General features: G+C 39.9%; 11 protein-coding genes. 3 read left to right on the forward strand and 8 right to left on the reverse strand.

The genetic code is table 11. The features are described from left to right. Window positions 1-12: 12 nt before the first annotated feature. The 4 genes from DHD80_RS11695 to era all read right to left on the reverse strand — a co-directional run bounded on the left by DHD80_RS11695 (window position 13) and on the right by era (window position 8078). The gene (locus DHD80_RS11695) at window positions 13-2775 is read right to left on the reverse strand and encodes an outer membrane beta-barrel protein (RefSeq protein WP_251741363.1); all 2763 of its coding nucleotides are present in this window, start codon (window positions 2773-2775) and stop codon (window positions 13-15) included. Window positions 2776-2867: 92 nt separating this feature from the next. Then, the gene (locus DHD80_RS11700; RefSeq protein WP_251741364.1) at window positions 2868-5636 is read right to left on the reverse strand and encodes an outer membrane beta-barrel protein; all 2769 of its coding nucleotides are present in this window, start codon (window positions 5634-5636) and stop codon (window positions 2868-2870) included. 120 nt (window positions 5637-5756) lie between these two features. Continuing rightward, window positions 5757-7061 carry a ribosome biogenesis GTPase Der gene (der, locus tag DHD80_RS11705; RefSeq protein ID WP_251741365.1) on the reverse strand — a complete coding sequence of 435 codons (1305 nt, stop codon included), beginning with the start codon at window positions 7059-7061 and terminating at the stop codon, window positions 5757-5759. Window positions 7062-7196: 135 nt separating this feature from the next. Further along, the gene (gene era, locus DHD80_RS11710; protein WP_251741366.1) at window positions 7197-8078 is read right to left on the reverse strand and encodes a GTPase Era; all 882 of its coding nucleotides are present in this window, start codon (window positions 8076-8078) and stop codon (window positions 7197-7199) included. 238 nt (window positions 8079-8316) lie between these two features. Here era and DHD80_RS11715 point away from each other — a divergent pair, with 238 nt between their 5' ends. Beyond that, complete coding sequence (locus DHD80_RS11715) at window positions 8317-9858, forward strand: SulP family inorganic anion transporter (RefSeq protein ID WP_251741367.1); 1542 nt, start codon at window positions 8317-8319, stop codon at window positions 9856-9858. Here the strand turns inward: DHD80_RS11715 and DHD80_RS11720 are convergent. Then, window positions 9855-10301 carry a VOC family protein gene (locus tag DHD80_RS11720; protein WP_251741368.1) on the reverse strand — a complete coding sequence of 149 codons (447 nt, stop codon included), beginning with the start codon at window positions 10299-10301 and terminating at the stop codon, window positions 9855-9857. The two genes, DHD80_RS11715 and DHD80_RS11720, sit on opposite strands and share 4 nt — an antisense overlap. A gap of 674 nt (window positions 10302-10975) precedes the next feature. Between DHD80_RS11720 and DHD80_RS11725 the strand changes: the two genes are divergently transcribed. After that, a complete protein-coding gene (locus DHD80_RS11725) occupies window positions 10976-12412 on the forward strand; it encodes a TonB-dependent receptor (protein ID WP_251741369.1) in 1437 nt (478 codons plus the stop codon). A gap of 24 nt (window positions 12413-12436) precedes the next feature. On the opposite strand, the gene DHD80_RS11730 is transcribed toward DHD80_RS11725, so the two are convergent. From DHD80_RS11730 to DHD80_RS11740, 3 genes are read right to left on the reverse strand one after another with little or no spacing between them, the layout of a single operon-like run. Next, window positions 12437-13171: an MIP/aquaporin family protein gene (locus DHD80_RS11730; RefSeq protein ID WP_251741370.1), complete on the reverse strand. Its 735-nt coding sequence runs from the start codon at window positions 13169-13171 to the stop codon at window positions 12437-12439. Between the two features lie 5 nt (window positions 13172-13176). Then, window positions 13177-14682 carry a glycerol kinase GlpK gene (gene glpK, locus DHD80_RS11735; protein WP_251741371.1) on the reverse strand — a complete coding sequence of 502 codons (1506 nt, stop codon included), beginning with the start codon at window positions 14680-14682 and terminating at the stop codon, window positions 13177-13179. Further along, complete coding sequence (locus DHD80_RS11740) at window positions 14675-16270, reverse strand: glycerol-3-phosphate dehydrogenase/oxidase (RefSeq protein ID WP_251741372.1); 1596 nt, start codon at window positions 16268-16270, stop codon at window positions 14675-14677. Before DHD80_RS11740 ends, glpK begins: the two co-directional genes overlap by 8 nt. A 201-nt stretch (window positions 16271-16471) precedes the next feature. Here DHD80_RS11740 and DHD80_RS11745 point away from each other — a divergent pair, with 201 nt between their 5' ends. Then, window positions 16472-18412, forward strand: a complete 1941-nt coding sequence (locus tag DHD80_RS11745) for an alpha-1,4-glucan--maltose-1-phosphate maltosyltransferase (protein ID WP_251741373.1) — start codon at window positions 16472-16474, stop codon at window positions 18410-18412. The last annotated feature ends 2 nt before the right edge of the window (window positions 18413-18414 follow it).

The raw sequence follows: 18414 nt of genomic DNA on the forward strand, positions 1-18414 counted from the left end.
GTTTCCGAAGCATTAGCGAAACCAGCCGCCTTTCTTATCATTGGGATCTTTTCCTCCAAATTTGCTTAGTTTGTACGTAAAGCTGACCATAAGATATCTTTCCAATACCAGTTGCTCCGTATCCTGGATAAAGTCATCCCCAATATTTCTTGAAGTTGAAGTATTCTCATCCAGAAGATCGAAAACCTTCACTTTTAAAATTCCGTCATCGCCAAGGAGTTTATAGCCAAGACTGGCATTCCATAAAAGAAAGGAATCTTTAAAATTAGGAGAGATATTTCCAAATTTCTGAAAGCTAAGATCAGAGCCTATGATGAAATTTTTAGGCCAGTAGGAAGTTGCCTGGAAATTCAGGGTATGGTTGGTATAATCTTCTATGCGGTCATTTAAACTGTAAACGCCGTGATTATAAGAAATCCGGTACGAAGGCTCTAAGGTTAATAATTCTTTAATATCATATTGTACTTCCAGACGAGGTTGAATACTTAAATTTTTCACATTATATAAGACGCTGTTCGAAAAGCCCAAACGTTTGCTATAATTCATATTAAATCCCGGTTCAAGCTTTAGAGTAGTGGTTTCGTTCAGTTCAAATTTTTTATCGGTATTAAATCCGCCAAAAAAATTATAAGCCCCATCCACATTGGTGTAGGTAGTTGTCCTCACTAAATTATCATCAGTAAAAGTGATGGGCACCACCTCACTATCCACAAATCCTCCACCCAAATAGGCATATGAACCCGATCTTGTTGCAAAGTCATAGTTATTAAAATTTGCATAGATACGATGTCTAAAACTTGGATCAAGATTGGGGTTTCCCGTAATGATATTCAACGGGTTCGTAGTGATACTAACCGGTTGTAATTGCGAAATTCCTGGGGTTTGCCGCTCATTTCTATAGCTTAGGTAAATAGATTTACTCTTAGAAAGCTTATAGTTTATGTAAGCGTGAGAAGTAAAATTATTATAGGTATTATCAATTTCAGTTTCGCTGAAAAGATCTACATTTTGCAAACGTGTGTGGTATAAACCTGCGGAAACAGCAAATCTTAAAGTATCATTGTTATAGGTGATACCTGCAGTGGGTCGGAAATTCTGAATCTTACTTCTAAAATCATTACTCAAAGTTTCATCCAAATCGGTATACTCACCGGCACCGGTATTATTATAAACCAAACGTTCATTTTTTGCGGTTTCGCTATCAAATTCCAGTTCAAAATCCAGATCCCAGTCTTCGGCAACGGGTAATCGCAGCGACGTAAAAGCTCCATAATTATTGCTTTTATTATCCTCATCGATCAATTGATCCTGCACCTGCGTTTCCTCCAGCGCACCATCTTCATCAAAAATTTCTCTTTCAGAAAAGAAAAAATCTTTTTGCAGTCTGTTCACATTTTCATTATTAAAACCAAAACTATAAGAACCGCCTTTTCCAAACCTTCTGGACACATAAGCCCTGTTGCTAAAGTTGCTGTTCAACACATCACTGCTCGTCTCGGTAGTGGCATTATTGATCCTGGTCCCATCTTCCTGCAAGGATTCAGTAAAACTATCGCTAAACGCTTTGGAATTACTGATATTAAAATTAGGACGAATGCTAATTCTGGTAAGCGTATCAGGCTGCGTGGAAAACCCCACACTAAAACGGTTATTGTCATTTAAGCGGTTTGCCGCACTATTGGAGTTAGTGAAAAAACGTCTGTCCGGTAAAATGTTTTCCCTTTCGATCTTGGTTTCACTAATATTATCGGAATGATTATAAAAATAGTTTACCGAAAGTTCGGTTTTCTGGGCCCATTCATTCACAAAATTCAGCCCTATATTGTCCGTTTCCGTGATCCCGTTTCCACCTCCAAAACGGTTCCCGTTAATTGAAAAATTCCCGTTGGAATTCGTCGAAATAGAATAGGCATTTCTCCCCATAGCATCAAAAACCTCATCGAAAGTAAATCCTGAAGAATTGATATTATTGGAACTTGCCAATAAACTTACCCGTAAATTATCTTTAAAATAATTAGAAATTCCGCTTAATTCATAACGGTCATCAGTACCCGCTCCTGCCGTGAGCCGTGTGAAATAGCCTCTATTCTTATCTTCTTCAATAGTAATATTGATCGTCTTATTTTCTGAATCCCCTTCTTTCCCGGTAAATTCTTCGTCTTTCGTTTTGGTATCTACCACCTGGATTTTATCGATGATCTCCTTCGGAAGGTTTTTCGTGGCAATCTTGGGATCATCCCCAAAAAATTCCTTTCCGTTTACCAGAATTCTGGAAACCGGTTTTCCATTTACGGTAATATTTCCTTCATTATCTACCGAAACTCCCGGCAATTCTTTTAAAACTTCTTCGAGATTGGCATTTTCCCTGGTTTTAAACGAAGCGGCGTTGAATTCCAGTGTATCCGATTTTATGGAGACCGGTGACCTTTCCGCAGTGACCGTAACCTCGCCAAGCTCATTACTCTGAACTTTCATCATAAGATTGTCCAGATCCTGGGATTTTACATCGATAGCTTTAAAATAAGGCTGAAAACCGGCATAGGAAACATAAAGATCAAGTTTTGCTTCTGAAGATTTCCCCACAAGTTTAAAAGAACCATCCCCTTCAGAAATAGTATAGGTGACCAGTGTACTATCTGCCGCCTTTTCCAGATAGACGGTAGCCGAACCCAGTGGATTCTGACTTTCATCTACAACTTTACCTGTTATTTCAAAATTTTGAGCAAATGACATGCTCGTAACAAAACAAGCAATGAGTAGAAAACGAAGATTCATAGAATAATGGTTGATTGACAAATTTCGGATTGCGAAGAACTAAATATATAGTTTAAAACGCAAGTTTTTTCCAAATATTTTATCCCCAAAGGTTACATTCTCCTAACCCTCATTCCACCTCTTCGTTGCGGTGGGGCAGAAGATCCTCCAAAACTGCTTAATTTATAGGTGAAACTTAGCATGGCATAACGGGTTAAAATAAGGTTATTCACATCCTGAATATAATCATCGCCAACCAACCTCCTGGTATCCACGTTCTGGTCTAAAAGATCATAGACCTTGACTTTAACCGTAGCATTATCCTTCAAGAATTGATAGCCTAAACTCACATTCCAAAGCAGGGAGGTATTATCAAATCCCGGAGAGACATTTCCGAAGTAATTGTATGAAATATCATTTCCAAATACTACATTTTTGGGCCAGTAGCTGGTTGTGGCCAACCCAATGTTATGATTGGTATAACTTTGATCACGATCTGGATTTATATCGTAACTAATATCATTATAAGACAATGAATAGCTGGGGTTGATCTCGAAAAGTTCATCGATGGCGTAGGTTAACTGAACACTTGGAGAAAAGCTAAACTGATCGGAAACATATTTTGCCCCGTTAATAAAGCCCACATTTCGATCATAACCCCCACCTAAACCAACACGATATCTAAATTCTTTGGCATCCTTTTTATAATTTTTGGAATAATTGGCGCCAAGATTTACGTTGATCACCCCGTCAACATTCGTATACGTGGTTCTTCGGATAAAATCCTCATCGATCCTACTCACGGCAACAACCTGATTGTCCCTAAAGTTCACATTGAAATAGGAAAAAATTCCACTTCTGGAGGCAAAATCGAAATTTCTATAATTAAAATTGAAACGCTGATTGAATGCCGGTCTTAGTTCCGGGTTCCCCACGACGATATTTAAAGGATTTGTCCTGTCTTCAACCGGTTGCAATTGTCGTACGGAAGGAACATTCGCATTGGTGCTATAACCAAATCTTAAACTTTTAGATCGCTCCACGGAATACCGAACATTGGCGTCTACATACACATTATTATAAGTATTATCGAAAGAAATATTATTGATGAAATTATCGGTTTTCAGCGTGGTGCTTAGAAGTCCCAATTCTGTATCAATTCGCCAGGTTTCACCTTCATAATTGATCCCGGCATTGGGCGTGTGCACATAACTATGCACTTCAAAATCGTTGCTTAGCAGCTCATTTAAATTAGTATATCCGCCGTTCATGGCATCATATACATTTCGTGTATTTCTGGATTTAGAGGTTTCAAATTTATAATTTACGTCCAGAAAAAGATCTTCCGCCAACACACTTCTTTTGGAAGCGCCCACTTCAAAAGAAGTGGAATTCTCGTCTTCATCTATATATTGATCCTGCACCTGTACCTGGTCTTCCCCGTTTCGCTGGAAGAAACTCTCTGAAAAATAATAATTGTTGTTTTCCCTATCGGTTAATGAATGTCTTAACTCCAGTTGAAGATAAGAACCGCGGCTTCCAAAACGTTTGATAAAATCCATATTATTGGAGAAATTGATATTGCGCAGGTCTTCATCTTCTGTAGTTTCCGTAGAGTTTTGAAGTTGCATATTCTCATCTAAGGTTTCCTGGAATCTAAATCTATTTGAATTCCCAAAATTTCCATTGAGGCGTGGAGAAATAGACAATCTGGTTAATGTATCAAATTCTACTTCATATCTAAAGCTGGCCCGATGACTATCATTTTGCAGGTTGCTTGTATTGGTTGAATTGGTGAAGTATCTGGAATCTGGAAGGATATTTTCTCTTTCAATAACCGTTCTGGTATCCGTATCATTTCTTCCGAAAAAATAATCGGCATTTAATTCCATCCCGTTTTTCCATTCATTGGTAAAATTTAAACCGGCCGTTTCAGCTTTAGTGATCCCTCCGGAATTTCCAAAATTTAATCCGTTAAGACCGAAAGAGCCATTGCTGTTTATATTAATACTACGGGCATTTCTCCCCATCATATCAAAAACCTCGTCAAAACTAAACCCGGAGCTGTTGATATTATTGGAACTGGCCAGGACGCTCAACCGGAGATCGTCTTTAAAATAATTCCCTATCCCGCTTAATTCATAGCGATCATCGGTGCCGCCACCGGCGGTCACCCTGGCGAAATAGCCTTTGTTTTTGTCTTCCTTTAATTCAATATTGATCGTTTTATCGTCTGGATTTCCTGCTTTTCCAGTAAATTCCTCGCTTTTGGTTTTTGTATCGGTTACCTGTACTTTTTCGATAATTTCCTTCGGAAGGTTTTTTGTGGCGATTTTAGGATCATCTCCAAAGAATTCTTTTCCATTTACCAAAATCCGGGAAACCGGTTTGCCATTCACCGTGATATTTCCCTGGGAATCTACTTCTACCCCGGGAAGTTTTTTCATAAGATCTTCCAGGTTGGCATCCTGCCGGGTATTAAAAGAGTTTGCATTGAATTCTAAAGTATCTTTTTTGATGGTAATTGGCGCACGATCTGCCACTACTTCAATTTCGCCGAGGGTATTATCCATGACCTGCATCCTGATATTCCCCAAATCGATATTTGGCTTTAGAACGACCCGTTGTTTTTGGGGCACATATCCCGCGTAGCTTATCAGGAAATTTATAGATTCTGCATCTGTATTTCCACGAAGCTCGAAGTGCCCATCCTTTTCAGAAATAGTATAAGTGACCAAACTGCTATCCACCAACTTTTCAGCATATACGGTGGCAGATTCTAATGGGGTATTGTCTTCATTGATAATTTTTCCGGTAATGGTAAATTCCTGAGAATAGGAAAAACTGGTCACAAATAAGATGAGGAGAAAGCGGAATTTCATGAAAAATGGTTTAGGTAAATAAGATTAACTACGTTTATAGTTTTATAACTATAAAAATAGTTATTTATTGCTATAATCCTAAACTAGGACTCACAAAAACAACTTTGGTTTATTCCCTTCCTATTTTTTTCTGAAATAAATTGTAACCGGTACCCCGCTAAAATCAAATTCCTGCCTCAGTTTGTTCTCCAAAAATCGCTTATAAGGGTCCCGGACATACTGCGGAAGGTTACAGAAAAACGCGAAAGTAGGGTGTGGTGTGGGCAACTGGGTACAAAACTTGATCTTTACATACTTGCCTTTATACGCCGGTGGCGGGTTATTTTGAATAATAGGCAGCATGATATCATTAAATTCTTTGGTCTTGATCTTACGGTTCCTGCTTTCAAAAACCTGCACAGCCGTTTCTATAGCTTTAAAAACGCGCTGTTTGGTTAAAACGGAAATAAAAACGATAGGCACATCGGTAAAAGGTTCCATTTCCCTACGAATCCGGGCTTCGTAATCTTTCATGGTATTCGTTTCCTTTTCCACCAGGTCCCATTTATTTACCAGGATCACAATGCCTTTGTGGTTACGATGCGCAAGCCAGAAAATATTCTGTACCTGTCCGTCAAAACCTCTTGTGGCATCTAAAACCACCAGGCACACATCGCAATTTTCAATCGCCCGAACTGAACGCATTACCGAATAAAATTCCAGGTTTTCCTTGACCTTAGATTTTCTTCTTATCCCGGCAGTATCTACCAAATTAAACTCAAAGCCAAATCTATTGTATCGCGTATCGATGGAGTCACGCGTAGTTCCTGCAATATCTGTAACGATATATCGATCTTCACCAATCAGGGAATTTATAAAGGAAGATTTTCCCGCATTGGGACGACCCACTACCGCAAATCTTGGGAGTTCATTTTCCTCTTCGGCTTCAACCTCCGGCATGGCTTCAATCAAAGCATCTAAAAGATCTCCTGTTCCACTCCCGTTGGTGCTGGCAATGGGGAAATATTCACCTAAACCTAGAGAGTAAAATTCAACTGCATTTTCAAGTCGTTTGTTATTATCAACTTTATTCACCGCTAAAAGAACCGGTTTGTTCACCTTCCGAAGGAGTTGGGCTACATCTTCATCCATAGGCGTTACCCCGGTTTCCACATCTACAATAAAAATAATGGCATCTGCCTCATCAATAGCAAGTTCAACCTGCTTATCGATTTCAGCTTCAAAAACATCATCGCTTCCCACAATATATCCACCTGTATCGATTACCGTGAAAATTTGACCATTCCAGTCTGATTTTCCATAATGACGGTCCCGGGTTACTCCACTTACAGAGTCGATAATAGCCTCCCTACGCTGGATCAACCGGTTAAAAAAAGTTGATTTCCCTACATTTGGCCTTCCTACAATGGCGACTATATTGCCCATTTCATTTTAATTTTGTGCAAAGATAAACATATACGTAGGAACTGAATCATATTGAAACCCGGTTATTTATAAAAAAGCAGCGCGGCAAAATTGCCGCGCTGCTGTTAAAATATTATCTCAAATTTGATAAAGCTTTTACTTGCCATAACCAAATCGTTTCAGCTGATTTTGATTGCTCCGCCAGTTCTTGTTTACTTTTACATAAAGTTCCAAATGCACCTGTTTGCCAAAAAATTTCTCCAGGTCCTTACGTGCTTCCACTCCTACCCTTTTTAATGCAGCACCTTTATGACCAATAATGATCCCTTTTTGGGTTTCCCTTTCTACCATAATAATACTTCGCATTTTAATAATGCGCTCCTCTTCAAAAAACTCTTCGGTATCGATCTCAACACTATAAGGAATTTCCTTTTTATAGTGCATCAGGATTTTCTCGCGGATGATCTCATTAACAAAAAATCGTTCAGGTTTATCGGTTAGGGTATCTTTTGGATAGAATGGTGGTGATTCCGGAAGTAATTCAATAATTCGGTTTAAAACTTCAGGAACATTAAAACCTTCTAAAGCCGAAATTGGATGAATTTCAGCATTGGGAATTTTGCCGCTCCAGTAAGCTACCTGCTCTTCCAGGCTTGCCTGATCTGACTTGTCAATTTTATTCAGCAACAATAGAACAGGAACTTTGGAATTGGTGATCTTTTGCTGAAAGTTTTCATCTTTTAAAGCCAATTCGCCAATTTCTACAATATAAATCAGCACATCGGCATCTTCAAAAGCTGACTTTACAAAATCCATCATCGACTCCTGCAACTGGTAGGCCGGTTTGATAATTCCCGGAGTGTCGCTCAGGATCATCTGGAAATCCTCGCCGTTTACGATCCCAAGAATCCGGTGTCTGGTAGTTTGTGCCTTTGAAGTGATAATAGACAGCTTCTCGCCTACAAAAGCATTCATTAAAGTTGATTTCCCAACGTTTGGATTCCCTATAATGTTTACAAATCCGGCTTTATGTGCCATAAATAAAATTTTCAACAAAGGTATTTCATTAAAATTCTGCTGCCTAACGCTTTATTGATTTTATGACTTCTGCAGTATTTATAGCTTTTTTATTTTACTGAATTTCAGAAATAATAGATTTTTCAAGGATAACCTCCTGAAAATTAGAATATCATAAAAAATAAAAGCTTGTTTCCTCAAGGCTTGATCTTCTATTTTTAATGTCTATTTTTGCCGCTTCAAAAAATCACCCTGATTCATGAAGAAAGTTTTCAACTTATTCGATTTTTCTCAGAAAATAAATTACAAAACCGAAATCCTGGCGGGCCTCACCGTAGCACTTGCTTTGATTCCTGAAGCCGTTGCTTTTGCCATGATCGCGAAACTTTCGCCGCTTACCGGATTATATGCTGCATTTATGATGGGGCTTATCACCGCCATTTTTGGAGGGAGGCCGGGAATGATCTCCGGAGCAACCGGTGCTGTGGCCGTAGTCATCGTGGGCCTTTCCATTTCCCATGGGCCGGAATATATTTTTGCCACGGTAGTGCTTGCCGGAATTCTGCAAATTTTAGCCGGAGTTTTTAGATTGGGGAAATTAATACGCCTGGTACCACATTCCGTTATTTTTGGCTTTGTAAATGGCCTCGCCATTATCATTTTTATGAGTCAGCTAAATCAATTTAAAACTGAAAATGCGGCTGGTGATATGGTTTGGATGACGGGAAGCAGTATGTATATTTTCTTAGGGCTTGTATTTATCACCATGCTTATTATTTGGGGTTTACCAAAATTAACCAAGGTGTTCCCATCTTCTCTGGCCGCGATTTTAGTAATTTTTGGTATTGTGATGGCGCTGGGAATAGACACCCGAAGTGTTGGGGACATCGCTTCAATTAGTGGTGGTTTTCCTCCATTCCATATTCCCATGGTCCCGCTGAATTTTGAAACCCTGCAACTTATTTTTCCTTTCGCCTTAATTATGGCGGGAGTTGGGCTAATTGAAAGTTTGTTAACCCTCAATATTATCGATGAGATCACTGAAACCCGAGGTCGCAGTAATAAGGAATGTGTGGCGCAGGGTGGAGCCAATATCCTTTCCGGGTTTTTTAGCGGGATGGGTGGCTGCGCCATGTTAGGGCAAAGCCTTATCAATATTTCTTCCGGGGCTAGGGCACGCTTATCCGGGATTACGGCTGCGGTGATGCTTTTGATTTTTATCATGTTCGGGGCAGATCTTATTGAAAAATTACCCATGGCCGCTTTAACCGGAGTTATGATCATGGTTGCCATTGGAACTTTTGAATGGGCCAGTTTAAAAACCCTGAATAAAATGCCGAAATCTGATGTGATCGTCATGGTTTTGGTAACCGCTGTTACGGTTGTGCTTCACAACCTCGCTTTGGCAGTATTGATTGGCGTAATAATTTCCGCATTGGTTTTTGCCTGGGATAATGCCAAAAGGATTAGGGCCAGAAAAAGCGTTGATGAGAATGGGGCTAAACTTTATGAAATATATGGTCCTCTTTTCTTCGGATCGATCGCTGCTTTCAACAGCAAATTTGATGTGCTTAATGATCCGGATGAAGTGATCATTGATTTTTCTGAAAGTCGGGTCGTTGATATGTCCGGTATCGAAGCTTTAAACAAATTAACCGAACGCTATTTAAAGCAGGGCAAAAAACTCCATTTGCGACATTTAAGCGAGGATTGCAGAATTTTACTTGGAAATGCTGATGAAATTATTGAAGTGAACGTTATGGAAGACCCAAGTTATAAAGTGGTGACCGATAAGTTTTAAAAACTGTTATCGTTTATTTCTATCCAGTAACCATCAGGATCCTGAAGATAGATTTGTTTAATTCCATCAGGCCTGGTATTGGTTGTTCCGGGCTCACCGTTCCAGTTTTCAAAATGAATGTTCTTTTCCTCCAGAGATTTCATAAGCGAATCCAATTCTGTGGTTTGAATAGCCATGTGAACCCCTTTGTTCTGCACAATGGTATCGGTACTTTCTATTAAGTGTATCTGCACCTTATCACCTAACTCGAACCAACGAATATGAGCCGGAAGGCCGCCATTGGGAATCTCCTTCAAGCCAAAGACTTCAGCATAAAATTTAGCAGATTCGTCTACATTAGAAACCAGTAATGCTTCATGATCTTTTGTGAAATTGAAGGGATTTTGTGCGCTGGCAGAACTCAAAGATAAAAGAAAAATTAGGATTGTATAAATAGTTTTCATTTTGTAATTCTTGTATAGGTGAAAGATACTTAGCTATTTTAAATTTCAGAAGGTATTGCTATAAAATATTCTTATATCCGTAAAGATTCCTAAATACATAAATTCTAAATTTAACAAGTCACATTGAGCGGAGTCGAAATGTGCAAGCAGGATTTCGGTAAATTGAGTATTGTCAATGATCATGAGATTCCTCTCTCCGTTCGGAATGACCTTTAAAGCTATATTTAGGTGAGTTGTCATGAGTGCGAGCGCAGCGTGGCGATCTCTTCCTTGTTGTTCTTTACATGGGATTGCTTCGGTCACTTCGTTTCCTCGCAATGACGTTTTTTTTACTTTGGGTACGTAGTATAGACCCTGAATCCAGTTCAGGGTGACGATACTGATCTTTAGAATTTCCGTCATGCTGTCCCGTTATTGGGATGTTTCAGCATCTTATTAGATACACTAAAAAACACGTCAATTTGCTAGGGAAGAAAAATTTTTCAGGGCTCTCAGGGCGACCAAAGCAATTTGTAACCATTCAAAGGTAAAATCAATAAAATACCTTTAAAATTAATCTTTCTGCAATTTATAATACTCCAAAAAAGTCAAATTTTAAACTATCCTTAAAGTGCAGGAATGCCAAAAAGATTATTCCTAACTTTAAATTTACAAACCAAAATGAATAAAATTTCATGTCTAATCTTACCAAAGAAGATGTATTTCAGAGTATTATTTCCGTGGAGAACAAGTGTGCCCGTATCAACAATAATGTAAATATTTACGGGACCTTTGCTGAAATTGGAGCGGGACAGGAGACGGTGCGACATTTCTTTCGTGCACCCAACCCCAAGGGAACCATTGCGAAAACTTTGAGTGCTTACGATAAAGATTTTAGTGATGCCATCTATGGTTTGGAACCTCAACACAGGTATGTAACCGAAGCTCGTTTACGCAGTATGCTTGAGTATGAGGCAGGCCTTATTGAAAAACGTATTTCCAGAAAAAAACACCCCGATAAACTTTTCTTCTGCTTTGCCAATACCGTTGCCACGATAGACTGGGCTAAAAAATACAAAGGTCATGGCTGGCTGGGAATTAAATTCCAGAAGGAGCCAAAACAGGAATATAGTGAGATCATTTTGCACGTACAATTGCATGAAAATTCTGCTGCCCACCAGCAATTAAGTTTGGGGATTATGGGCGCGAATTTGATCTACGCCGCCTTTTATCAAAGCGAAAATCCCAAGGAATTGATCAAAACGCTCTATGATCATTTAAGTTCCGATAAGATCGAAATTGATTCCATCAATTTTAAAGGGCCGGTTTTCGAAAATGTGGATAACCGCCTCATGAGTTTGCAACTGGTAAAAGATGGAATTACCGAGGCCGTGATGTTTTCTCCGGAAGGAAATAATATCCTCCCTGCGAACAGGCTATATAAAAAAAATATTCTTACGCTTCGCGGAAGTTTTAGACCGGTGACCTATCTCAATATTGATATGTTTGTAAATGCCCGGAAGAAATTTTTCGAACAACCCGCTGTAGACCCCGATAATACGGTGATTATTTTTGAGATGACCATTAATAATTTAAAAGGCGAAGGTGAAATAAATGAAAAGGATTTCCTGGACCGTGCCGATCTTTTATGTGCTTCGGGACAAACTGTGATGATCTCCAGTTTTCAGGAATATTATAAAGTGGTGGAATATTTTTCTCAATTAACGAAAGCAGAATTAGGCCTAGTAATGGGCGTGGATAACCTTCAGGATATTTTTAATGAGAAATATTATAGGAACCTAAGTGGCGGAATTTTAGAAGCCTTCGGAAAAATGTTCTTTAAAAATTTAAAGGTGTATTTATACCCTGTTCTAAACGAAGAAACCGGGGAGATCACCAACAGCAAAAACCTGAAAGTCCACCCGCGCTTAAAGGAACTGTATAAATTTTTTATGGATAACGGGAAAGTGATCGATCTTGAAGATTATAGGATCGAAAATTTAAAAATTCATCCCCGAAAAGTTTATGAAATGATCCTTGACGGAGATGAAACCTGGGAAAGCATGGTACCTTCATTATCTGCGAATATGATCAAGGAAAAAGGCATGTTCAAAAAAGAAGAAGCAAAATAGTGGAATGCTATTCTTCCCTGGAATTTATTTTCCAAGTACCAAAAAAAGACCGGCTGCGACTATGGCGCCCAGAATTGGGCCTACTATCGGAACCCATGAATAACTCCAGTTACTGTGGGTTTTTCCTTTAATGGGAAGTATCGCATGGATCATCCTTGGCCCCAGGTCCCGTGCGGGATTTATGGCATAACCCGTAGTCCCTCCCAAAGATAAACCAATCGCCCAAACAATAAACGCAACCGGAATGGCACCAAGGGAACCAAGACCCACTACCGTATTGTCTTCATTATTAATTTGAGCATCGGTGAAATAAAATATGCTAATCAATAACACAAAGGTCCCCAATAATTCACTCAATATATTTCTGAAAGTATTAGGGATCGCTGGTTCTGTGCAAAAAACAGCCCGCTTAAGAGAAGCGTTCTCCGTACGATCAAAATGGTCTTTATACATAAGGTAGACAAGGGTAGCACCAAGCATCGCGCCGATAAATTCGGCTAAAATATAAGACGGAACCTGTTCCCAGGGAAATAGTCCTCCCACCGCCAGGCCAATTGTTACAGCGGGATTCAAATGCGCGCCACTATAAGGCCCTGCCACCACCACTCCGGCAAACACTGCTAACGCCCAGGCAGTGGTGATGCTCATCCAGCCTGTTTTTTCACCTTTGGTGCCGGATAGCACCTCATTGGCCACGTTACCGCCTCCTAATAAAATCAAGATTCCGGTTCCTAAAATTTCCGCAATAAATGGGGTCATATTTATTAATTTTCAGTCCAAAATTCAACGGCTTTTACCGCTTTATACCAGGCTTTGATCATTTTTTCAATAGCATCCCGATCAGTTTTAGGTTTAAATCGCCTTCCCTCCTGCCAGATATTTTCCAGCGCGGACTGATCTTTCCAAAACCCAACAGCAAGCCCGGCCAAATATGCGGCTCCAAGGGCAGTAGTTTCTGTAATCTCGGGTCTCACTGAAACGGTGTTCAAAACATCGGCCTGGAATTGCATTAAAAGATCATTCACCGTGGCCCCGCCATCTACCCTTAATTCTTTAATCTCCAGATTGGCATCTGCTTCCATGGCTTTCATAATATCCATAGATTGAAAGGCAATTGCTTCCAGGGCAGCGTGAGCAATATTCGCATCGGTAGTACCGCGGGTAATTCCAAAGATAGTTCCCTGTGCTTTTTGGTTCCAGTGTGGAGCTCCAAGACCGGCAAATGCCGGAACAAAATAAACACCCTCAGAGCCACTTACCTTTAAAGCCAGTTGCTCAATTTCTTCAGAAGTTTTAATGATTTTTAGCCCGTCCCGCAACCATTGAACCACCGCACCACCAATAAATATACTGCCTTCCAGGGCATACCGAACTTCCCCGCCAATTTTCCAGGCAACCGAAGTAAGCAAATTGTTTTCAGAAAGGACCGGTTTGTCCCCAATATTCATCAGCATAAAACAACCGGTACCATAAGTATTTTTAACCATGCCTTTTTTTATACAAAGCTGGCCAAATAAAGCCGCCATTTGATCTCCCGCAATTCCCGCAAGCGGAATCTGCGAAGAAAACAGGGATGTTTCAATATTCCCATACACCTCACTTGAATCTTTTACCTCCGGTAACATCGCTTTAGGAATGCTGAACAAATCCAATAATTCCTGGTCCCACTCCAAAGTATTTATATTGAATAGCATCGTTCGGGAAGCATTGGTCACATCGGTAATATGCAGGGCTTTTTTAGTGAAATTATAAATGAGCCAGCTATCTACCGTTCCCATAATAAGTTCTCCGGCTTCAGCAGCTTTCCTTGCTCCTTTCACATGGTCCAGGATCCATTTTATTTTGCTGGCGGAAAAATAGGAATCGATCACCAGTCCGGTTTTTTTACGAATCAACTCTTCCTTTCCCTGTTTTTTTAATTCTTCACAGAAATCAAGTGTTCGTTTATCCTGCCATACGATGGCATTGTAAACCGGTTTGCCCGTATTTTTATTCCAAACAATTACGGTTTCCCGTTGATTGGTAATTCCAATTCCTGCAACATCCTGCCCGGAAAAACCTTTTTGGGTTACGGCTTCTGCAGCTACTGCAGCCTGAGAAGACCAAATCTCCATGGGATCATGCTCTACCCAGCCCGGTTTTGGGAAAATTTGTTTGAACTCTTTTTGCGCCACCGATACGATCTCACCTCTTTTGTTGAATAAAATCGCACGGGAACTGGTAGTTCCCTGGTCCAGGGCAAGAATATATTTTTCTGTTATATCATTCATTCAGCTTAAAAGATTTTATGCGATAATTGGCTGCTACTTCTAAAAATTCGGCTATTTGCGTCTCGGCCCACGCAGCATCTTTTCCTAATTCATTGGCAATCATCACCGCCACATTAGGAGCAATTTCAACCGCCGCTTCAGAATCAAGGAAAAGTACGCGTAACCTTCGCGCTAAAACATCTTCCAGCGTTCGGGCCATTTCATAATGCACTGCCCAGACTACTTCAGCCTTAATATTGGGGATCCTGTCCAAAAGTTTTTCGCCCAGTTCCGGCTTTTCTATGATAAGGTTTTCAATTAAAGCCCGATCACTTCCATAAATGGAGAGGTGATCTTCCCTACTTTTTAAACTCTTCGCCCCATGAATCAAAAAATCTTCCGTTATACATTTTTCAGGTTCGAGAATTTCGTGAGCAATGGCAAAATCTAAGGTATCCTCAGCCATTTTACGGTAGGTGGTCCACTTGCCTCCAATAATACTGAGTAAGCCATTCTCCCCGAGCATGATCTTGTGACCCCGGGAAATTTCCTTGGTTTCCTTATCCTCATCTTCTGACCCAGCCAGAGGCCTTAAACCGGCAAAAATACTTTGCACATCTGCCCGGGTAACTTTGTTTTGGATATAATGATTAAAAGTTTCAAGTATAAATTGAATTTCCTTTTCCAAGGCCTTTGGTTCGATTTTAGGTTTTTCCAGCAAAGTATCTGTAGTACCCACCAAAACCTTATTTTTCCAGGGGACAGCAAATAAAACCCTGCCATCATCTGTACGCGGGATCATTAAGGCATCCTTTCCCGGAAAGAATTTTTTATCAAAAACGAGATGAACACCCTGGCTAGCCCTGATCATTAACCTGGCTTCAGGATTTGCCAGTTTCCGAAGATAATCTGCAAAAACACCTGTGGCATTCACCACTAATTTCGCATTGAACTCATATTTTTTGCCGGTTTCCCCATCCTCTGCCTCCACTCCGCTAAGCTTACCTTCCTCATTTTTAAACATTCCGGTTACTTTAAAATGATTTAAAGCAATCGCACCATTTTCTATACAGGTTTGAGCGATATTTACCGCGAGCCGGGAATCATCGAACTGCCCATCAAGGTATACTACACCTCCCCGCAAATCTTCCTGAACCAGCGTATCAAAACGTGAAATAACTTCTTCCCTTGAAATTTTTTCAGATTTTCCCATACTTAATTTCCCGGCGAGGAAATCGTAAGTTTTTAACCCCACATTATAATACATGCCTTCCCACCATTGATAATTTGGAATTACAAACATTTGCTTTTTTACCAGGTGGGGGGCGTTTTTGGCCAATAATCCACGTTCATGAAGGGCTTCTTTTACTAATTCTATATTTCCCTGTGCTAAATATCGTATTCCGCCATGTACCAGTTTTGTACTGCGGCTGGAAGTTCCCTTGGCAAAATCGATTTGTTCGAGGAGTAAGGTTTTAAAACCGCGGGTGGTGCTATCTAAAGCTATTCCCAAACCAGTCGCGCCACCACCAATAATGATCACATCCCATTTTTCCACTTTCAATGCTTCAGCTAGAAGTCGTTCCCTTGAAAATAATTGGTAAGCCAAATCTTTAATTTATTATTTAATTCTGTAGAAATAGAATCTGATTAAAATTAACGATTTTCTATGGAGATAGCAGTGAAATAAGACATTTAATGTTGTAAATCTTAATTAATTGTCAAAAACTAAAACAAGTTGGGATTTATTTCCACTATTCGATTTCAGTTTCTTAAATTTAAGATTTACCAATTTGAATTAAAGATTTTTATGCTGAATCAAAGCAGAGTAGTTATTGAAAACATATCTCCGGTCGTGAACTGCGGAGAATATCCCATAAAAAGAGTAACAGGTGAAATAGTAAATGTAAAAGCAGATATTTTTGGGGATGGTCACGATCTTATTCAGGCTTCAATTTTTTATAAAGCCAAGAAAAAGAAAAATTGGGAAGAAACACGAATGCATCCTGTAGCGAATGATGGTTGGGAAGGCGTTTTTACAGTGGCAGAGCAGGGAGATTATCAGTTTTATATCCAAGCCTGGGAAGATCATGGCATCAACTGGCATCATGGAATTACTAAAAAAATCCAGGATGGGCAAAGCGTAAAATCTGAACTGCTGGAAGGTGCGGAAATCCTAAAAGAAATTCTAAAAAACTGTACAAAAGCAGAATCAGTTTTTGTAAAAAATGCCATTCAGGCCTTTACCAACACGGAAGATGAAGCGGAAGCCCACAAATTTTGTTTTGAAGAAGAACTTGACACCATCCTGTTAAAATATCCGCATAAAGCAGTACCCAATGAATCTGAAAAATTCCCGGTTTATGTAGACCGGTTAAAAGCTCGATTTTCGACCTGGTATGAATTTTTCCCACGATCGGCTTCGAAAAAAGCAGGGGAACATGGAACTTTTAAAGATTGTGAAGCCCTCTTACCCAGAGTGGCCGAGATGGGTTTTGATACTTTATATTTTCCACCAATTCATCCTATTGGAGAAGTAAACCGAAAAGGTAAAAACAACGCGACGGATGCTAAAAAAGATGATGTAGGTTCTCCCTGGGGAATTGGTTCAAAAAAAGGCGGACATACAGCGATTCATCCTGAGCTTGGCTCTTTGAAGGATTTTAAATCCCTGGTTAAAAAAGCCGGTGAAATGGGGATTGAAGTTGCCATGGATTATGCCTTGCAGGTCGCTCCAGATCATCCTTTTGTTAAAGATCACCCCAAATGGTTTCGCTGGCGTCCAGATGGTACCGTACAATACGCAGAGAATCCCCCGAAAAAATATCAGGATATTTTGCCTATTTTCTTCGAAAGTGAAGACTATAAAAACATGTGGCAGGAATTTCTGGACACGATGCTTTACTGGATTGAAGAAGCCGGAGTTAAGATTTTCAGAGTAGATAATCCTCATACAAAGCCCTTTTATTTTTGGGGCTGGATGATAGCCGAAGTAAAGAAGAAACATCCGGATATTTTATTCCTATCAGAAGCTTTTACCCGGCCAAAGATCATGTCGCAATTGGCCAAACAGGGATTTACGCAATCCTATACTTATTTTACGTGGAGAACCAGCAAGCATGAGCTTATGGACTATATGAATGAGCTCACCCAAACCAATTTAAAAGAATATTTCCGACCTAATTTCTGGCCAAATACGCCAGATATCAATCCTTTTCACCTGCAGGGTGCCAACGAAGCCATGCACCTAATTCGATATGCCCTGGCCGCCACCCTGAGTTCCAACACCGGAGTTTATGGGCCCATTTTCGAATTTATGGCTTCAGATGCTGTACCCGGAAAAGAGGAGTACATGGATTCTGAAAAATACCAGATTAGGCACTGGGACTGGGATGCAAGAAATAAACTGATGCGCGTGATCACAAAGATCAATGAAGCCAGAAAGAACAATACCTCATTACAACAAACCAATAATATCCATTTTTGTGAGATCCATGATGGGGGGATTATGGCGTTTTATAAATGGGATCAAAAAAGGGAAAACCATACCTTAATGGTGATAAGCCTGGATCCTTATTATCCAAAAAGCGGCTCGCTTAAATTGCCCCGATATGAAATGGGAATCGATCACCATCATTCAGTACGGGTTGAAGATGCCATTACAGGAAATTCATACAATTGGGACAGCGAGTGGTGTTATGTAGAATTACACCCAACGCTACCGTTCCATATTTTTAAAATTCATAAATAATA

It is taken from the genome of Gramella sp. AN32, from assembly GCF_023718305.1.
In the GTDB taxonomy this organism is placed as follows: Bacteria; Bacteroidota; Bacteroidia; order Flavobacteriales; family Flavobacteriaceae; genus Christiangramia; species Christiangramia antarctica.

Excerpts from the sequence above, each read along its gene's own strand:
- DHD80_RS11695 (WP_251741363.1), bottom strand. The coding sequence starts at position 2,775 with ATGAATCTTCGTTTTCTACTCATTGCTTGTTTTGTTACGAGCATGTCA.
- DHD80_RS11700 (WP_251741364.1), bottom strand. The coding sequence starts at position 5,636 with ATGAAATTCCGCTTTCTCCTCATCTTATTTGTGACCAGTTTTTCCTAT.
- der (WP_251741365.1), bottom strand. The coding sequence starts at position 7,061 with ATGGGCAATATAGTCGCCATTGTAGGAAGGCCAAATGTAGGGAAATCA.
- era (WP_251741366.1), bottom strand. The coding sequence starts at position 8,078 with ATGGCACATAAAGCCGGATTTGTAAACATTATAGGGAATCCAAACGTT.
- DHD80_RS11715 (WP_251741367.1), top strand. The coding sequence starts at position 8,317 with ATGAAGAAAGTTTTCAACTTATTCGATTTTTCTCAGAAAATAAATTAC.
- DHD80_RS11720 (WP_251741368.1), bottom strand. The coding sequence starts at position 10,301 with ATGAAAACTATTTATACAATCCTAATTTTTCTTTTATCTTTGAGTTCT.
- DHD80_RS11725 (WP_251741369.1), top strand. The coding sequence starts at position 10,976 with ATGTCTAATCTTACCAAAGAAGATGTATTTCAGAGTATTATTTCCGTG.
- DHD80_RS11730 (WP_251741370.1), bottom strand. The coding sequence starts at position 13,171 with ATGACCCCATTTATTGCGGAAATTTTAGGAACCGGAATCTTGATTTTA.
- glpK (WP_251741371.1), bottom strand. The coding sequence starts at position 14,682 with ATGAATGATATAACAGAAAAATATATTCTTGCCCTGGACCAGGGAACT.
- DHD80_RS11745 (WP_251741373.1), top strand. The coding sequence starts at position 16,472 with ATGCTGAATCAAAGCAGAGTAGTTATTGAAAACATATCTCCGGTCGTG.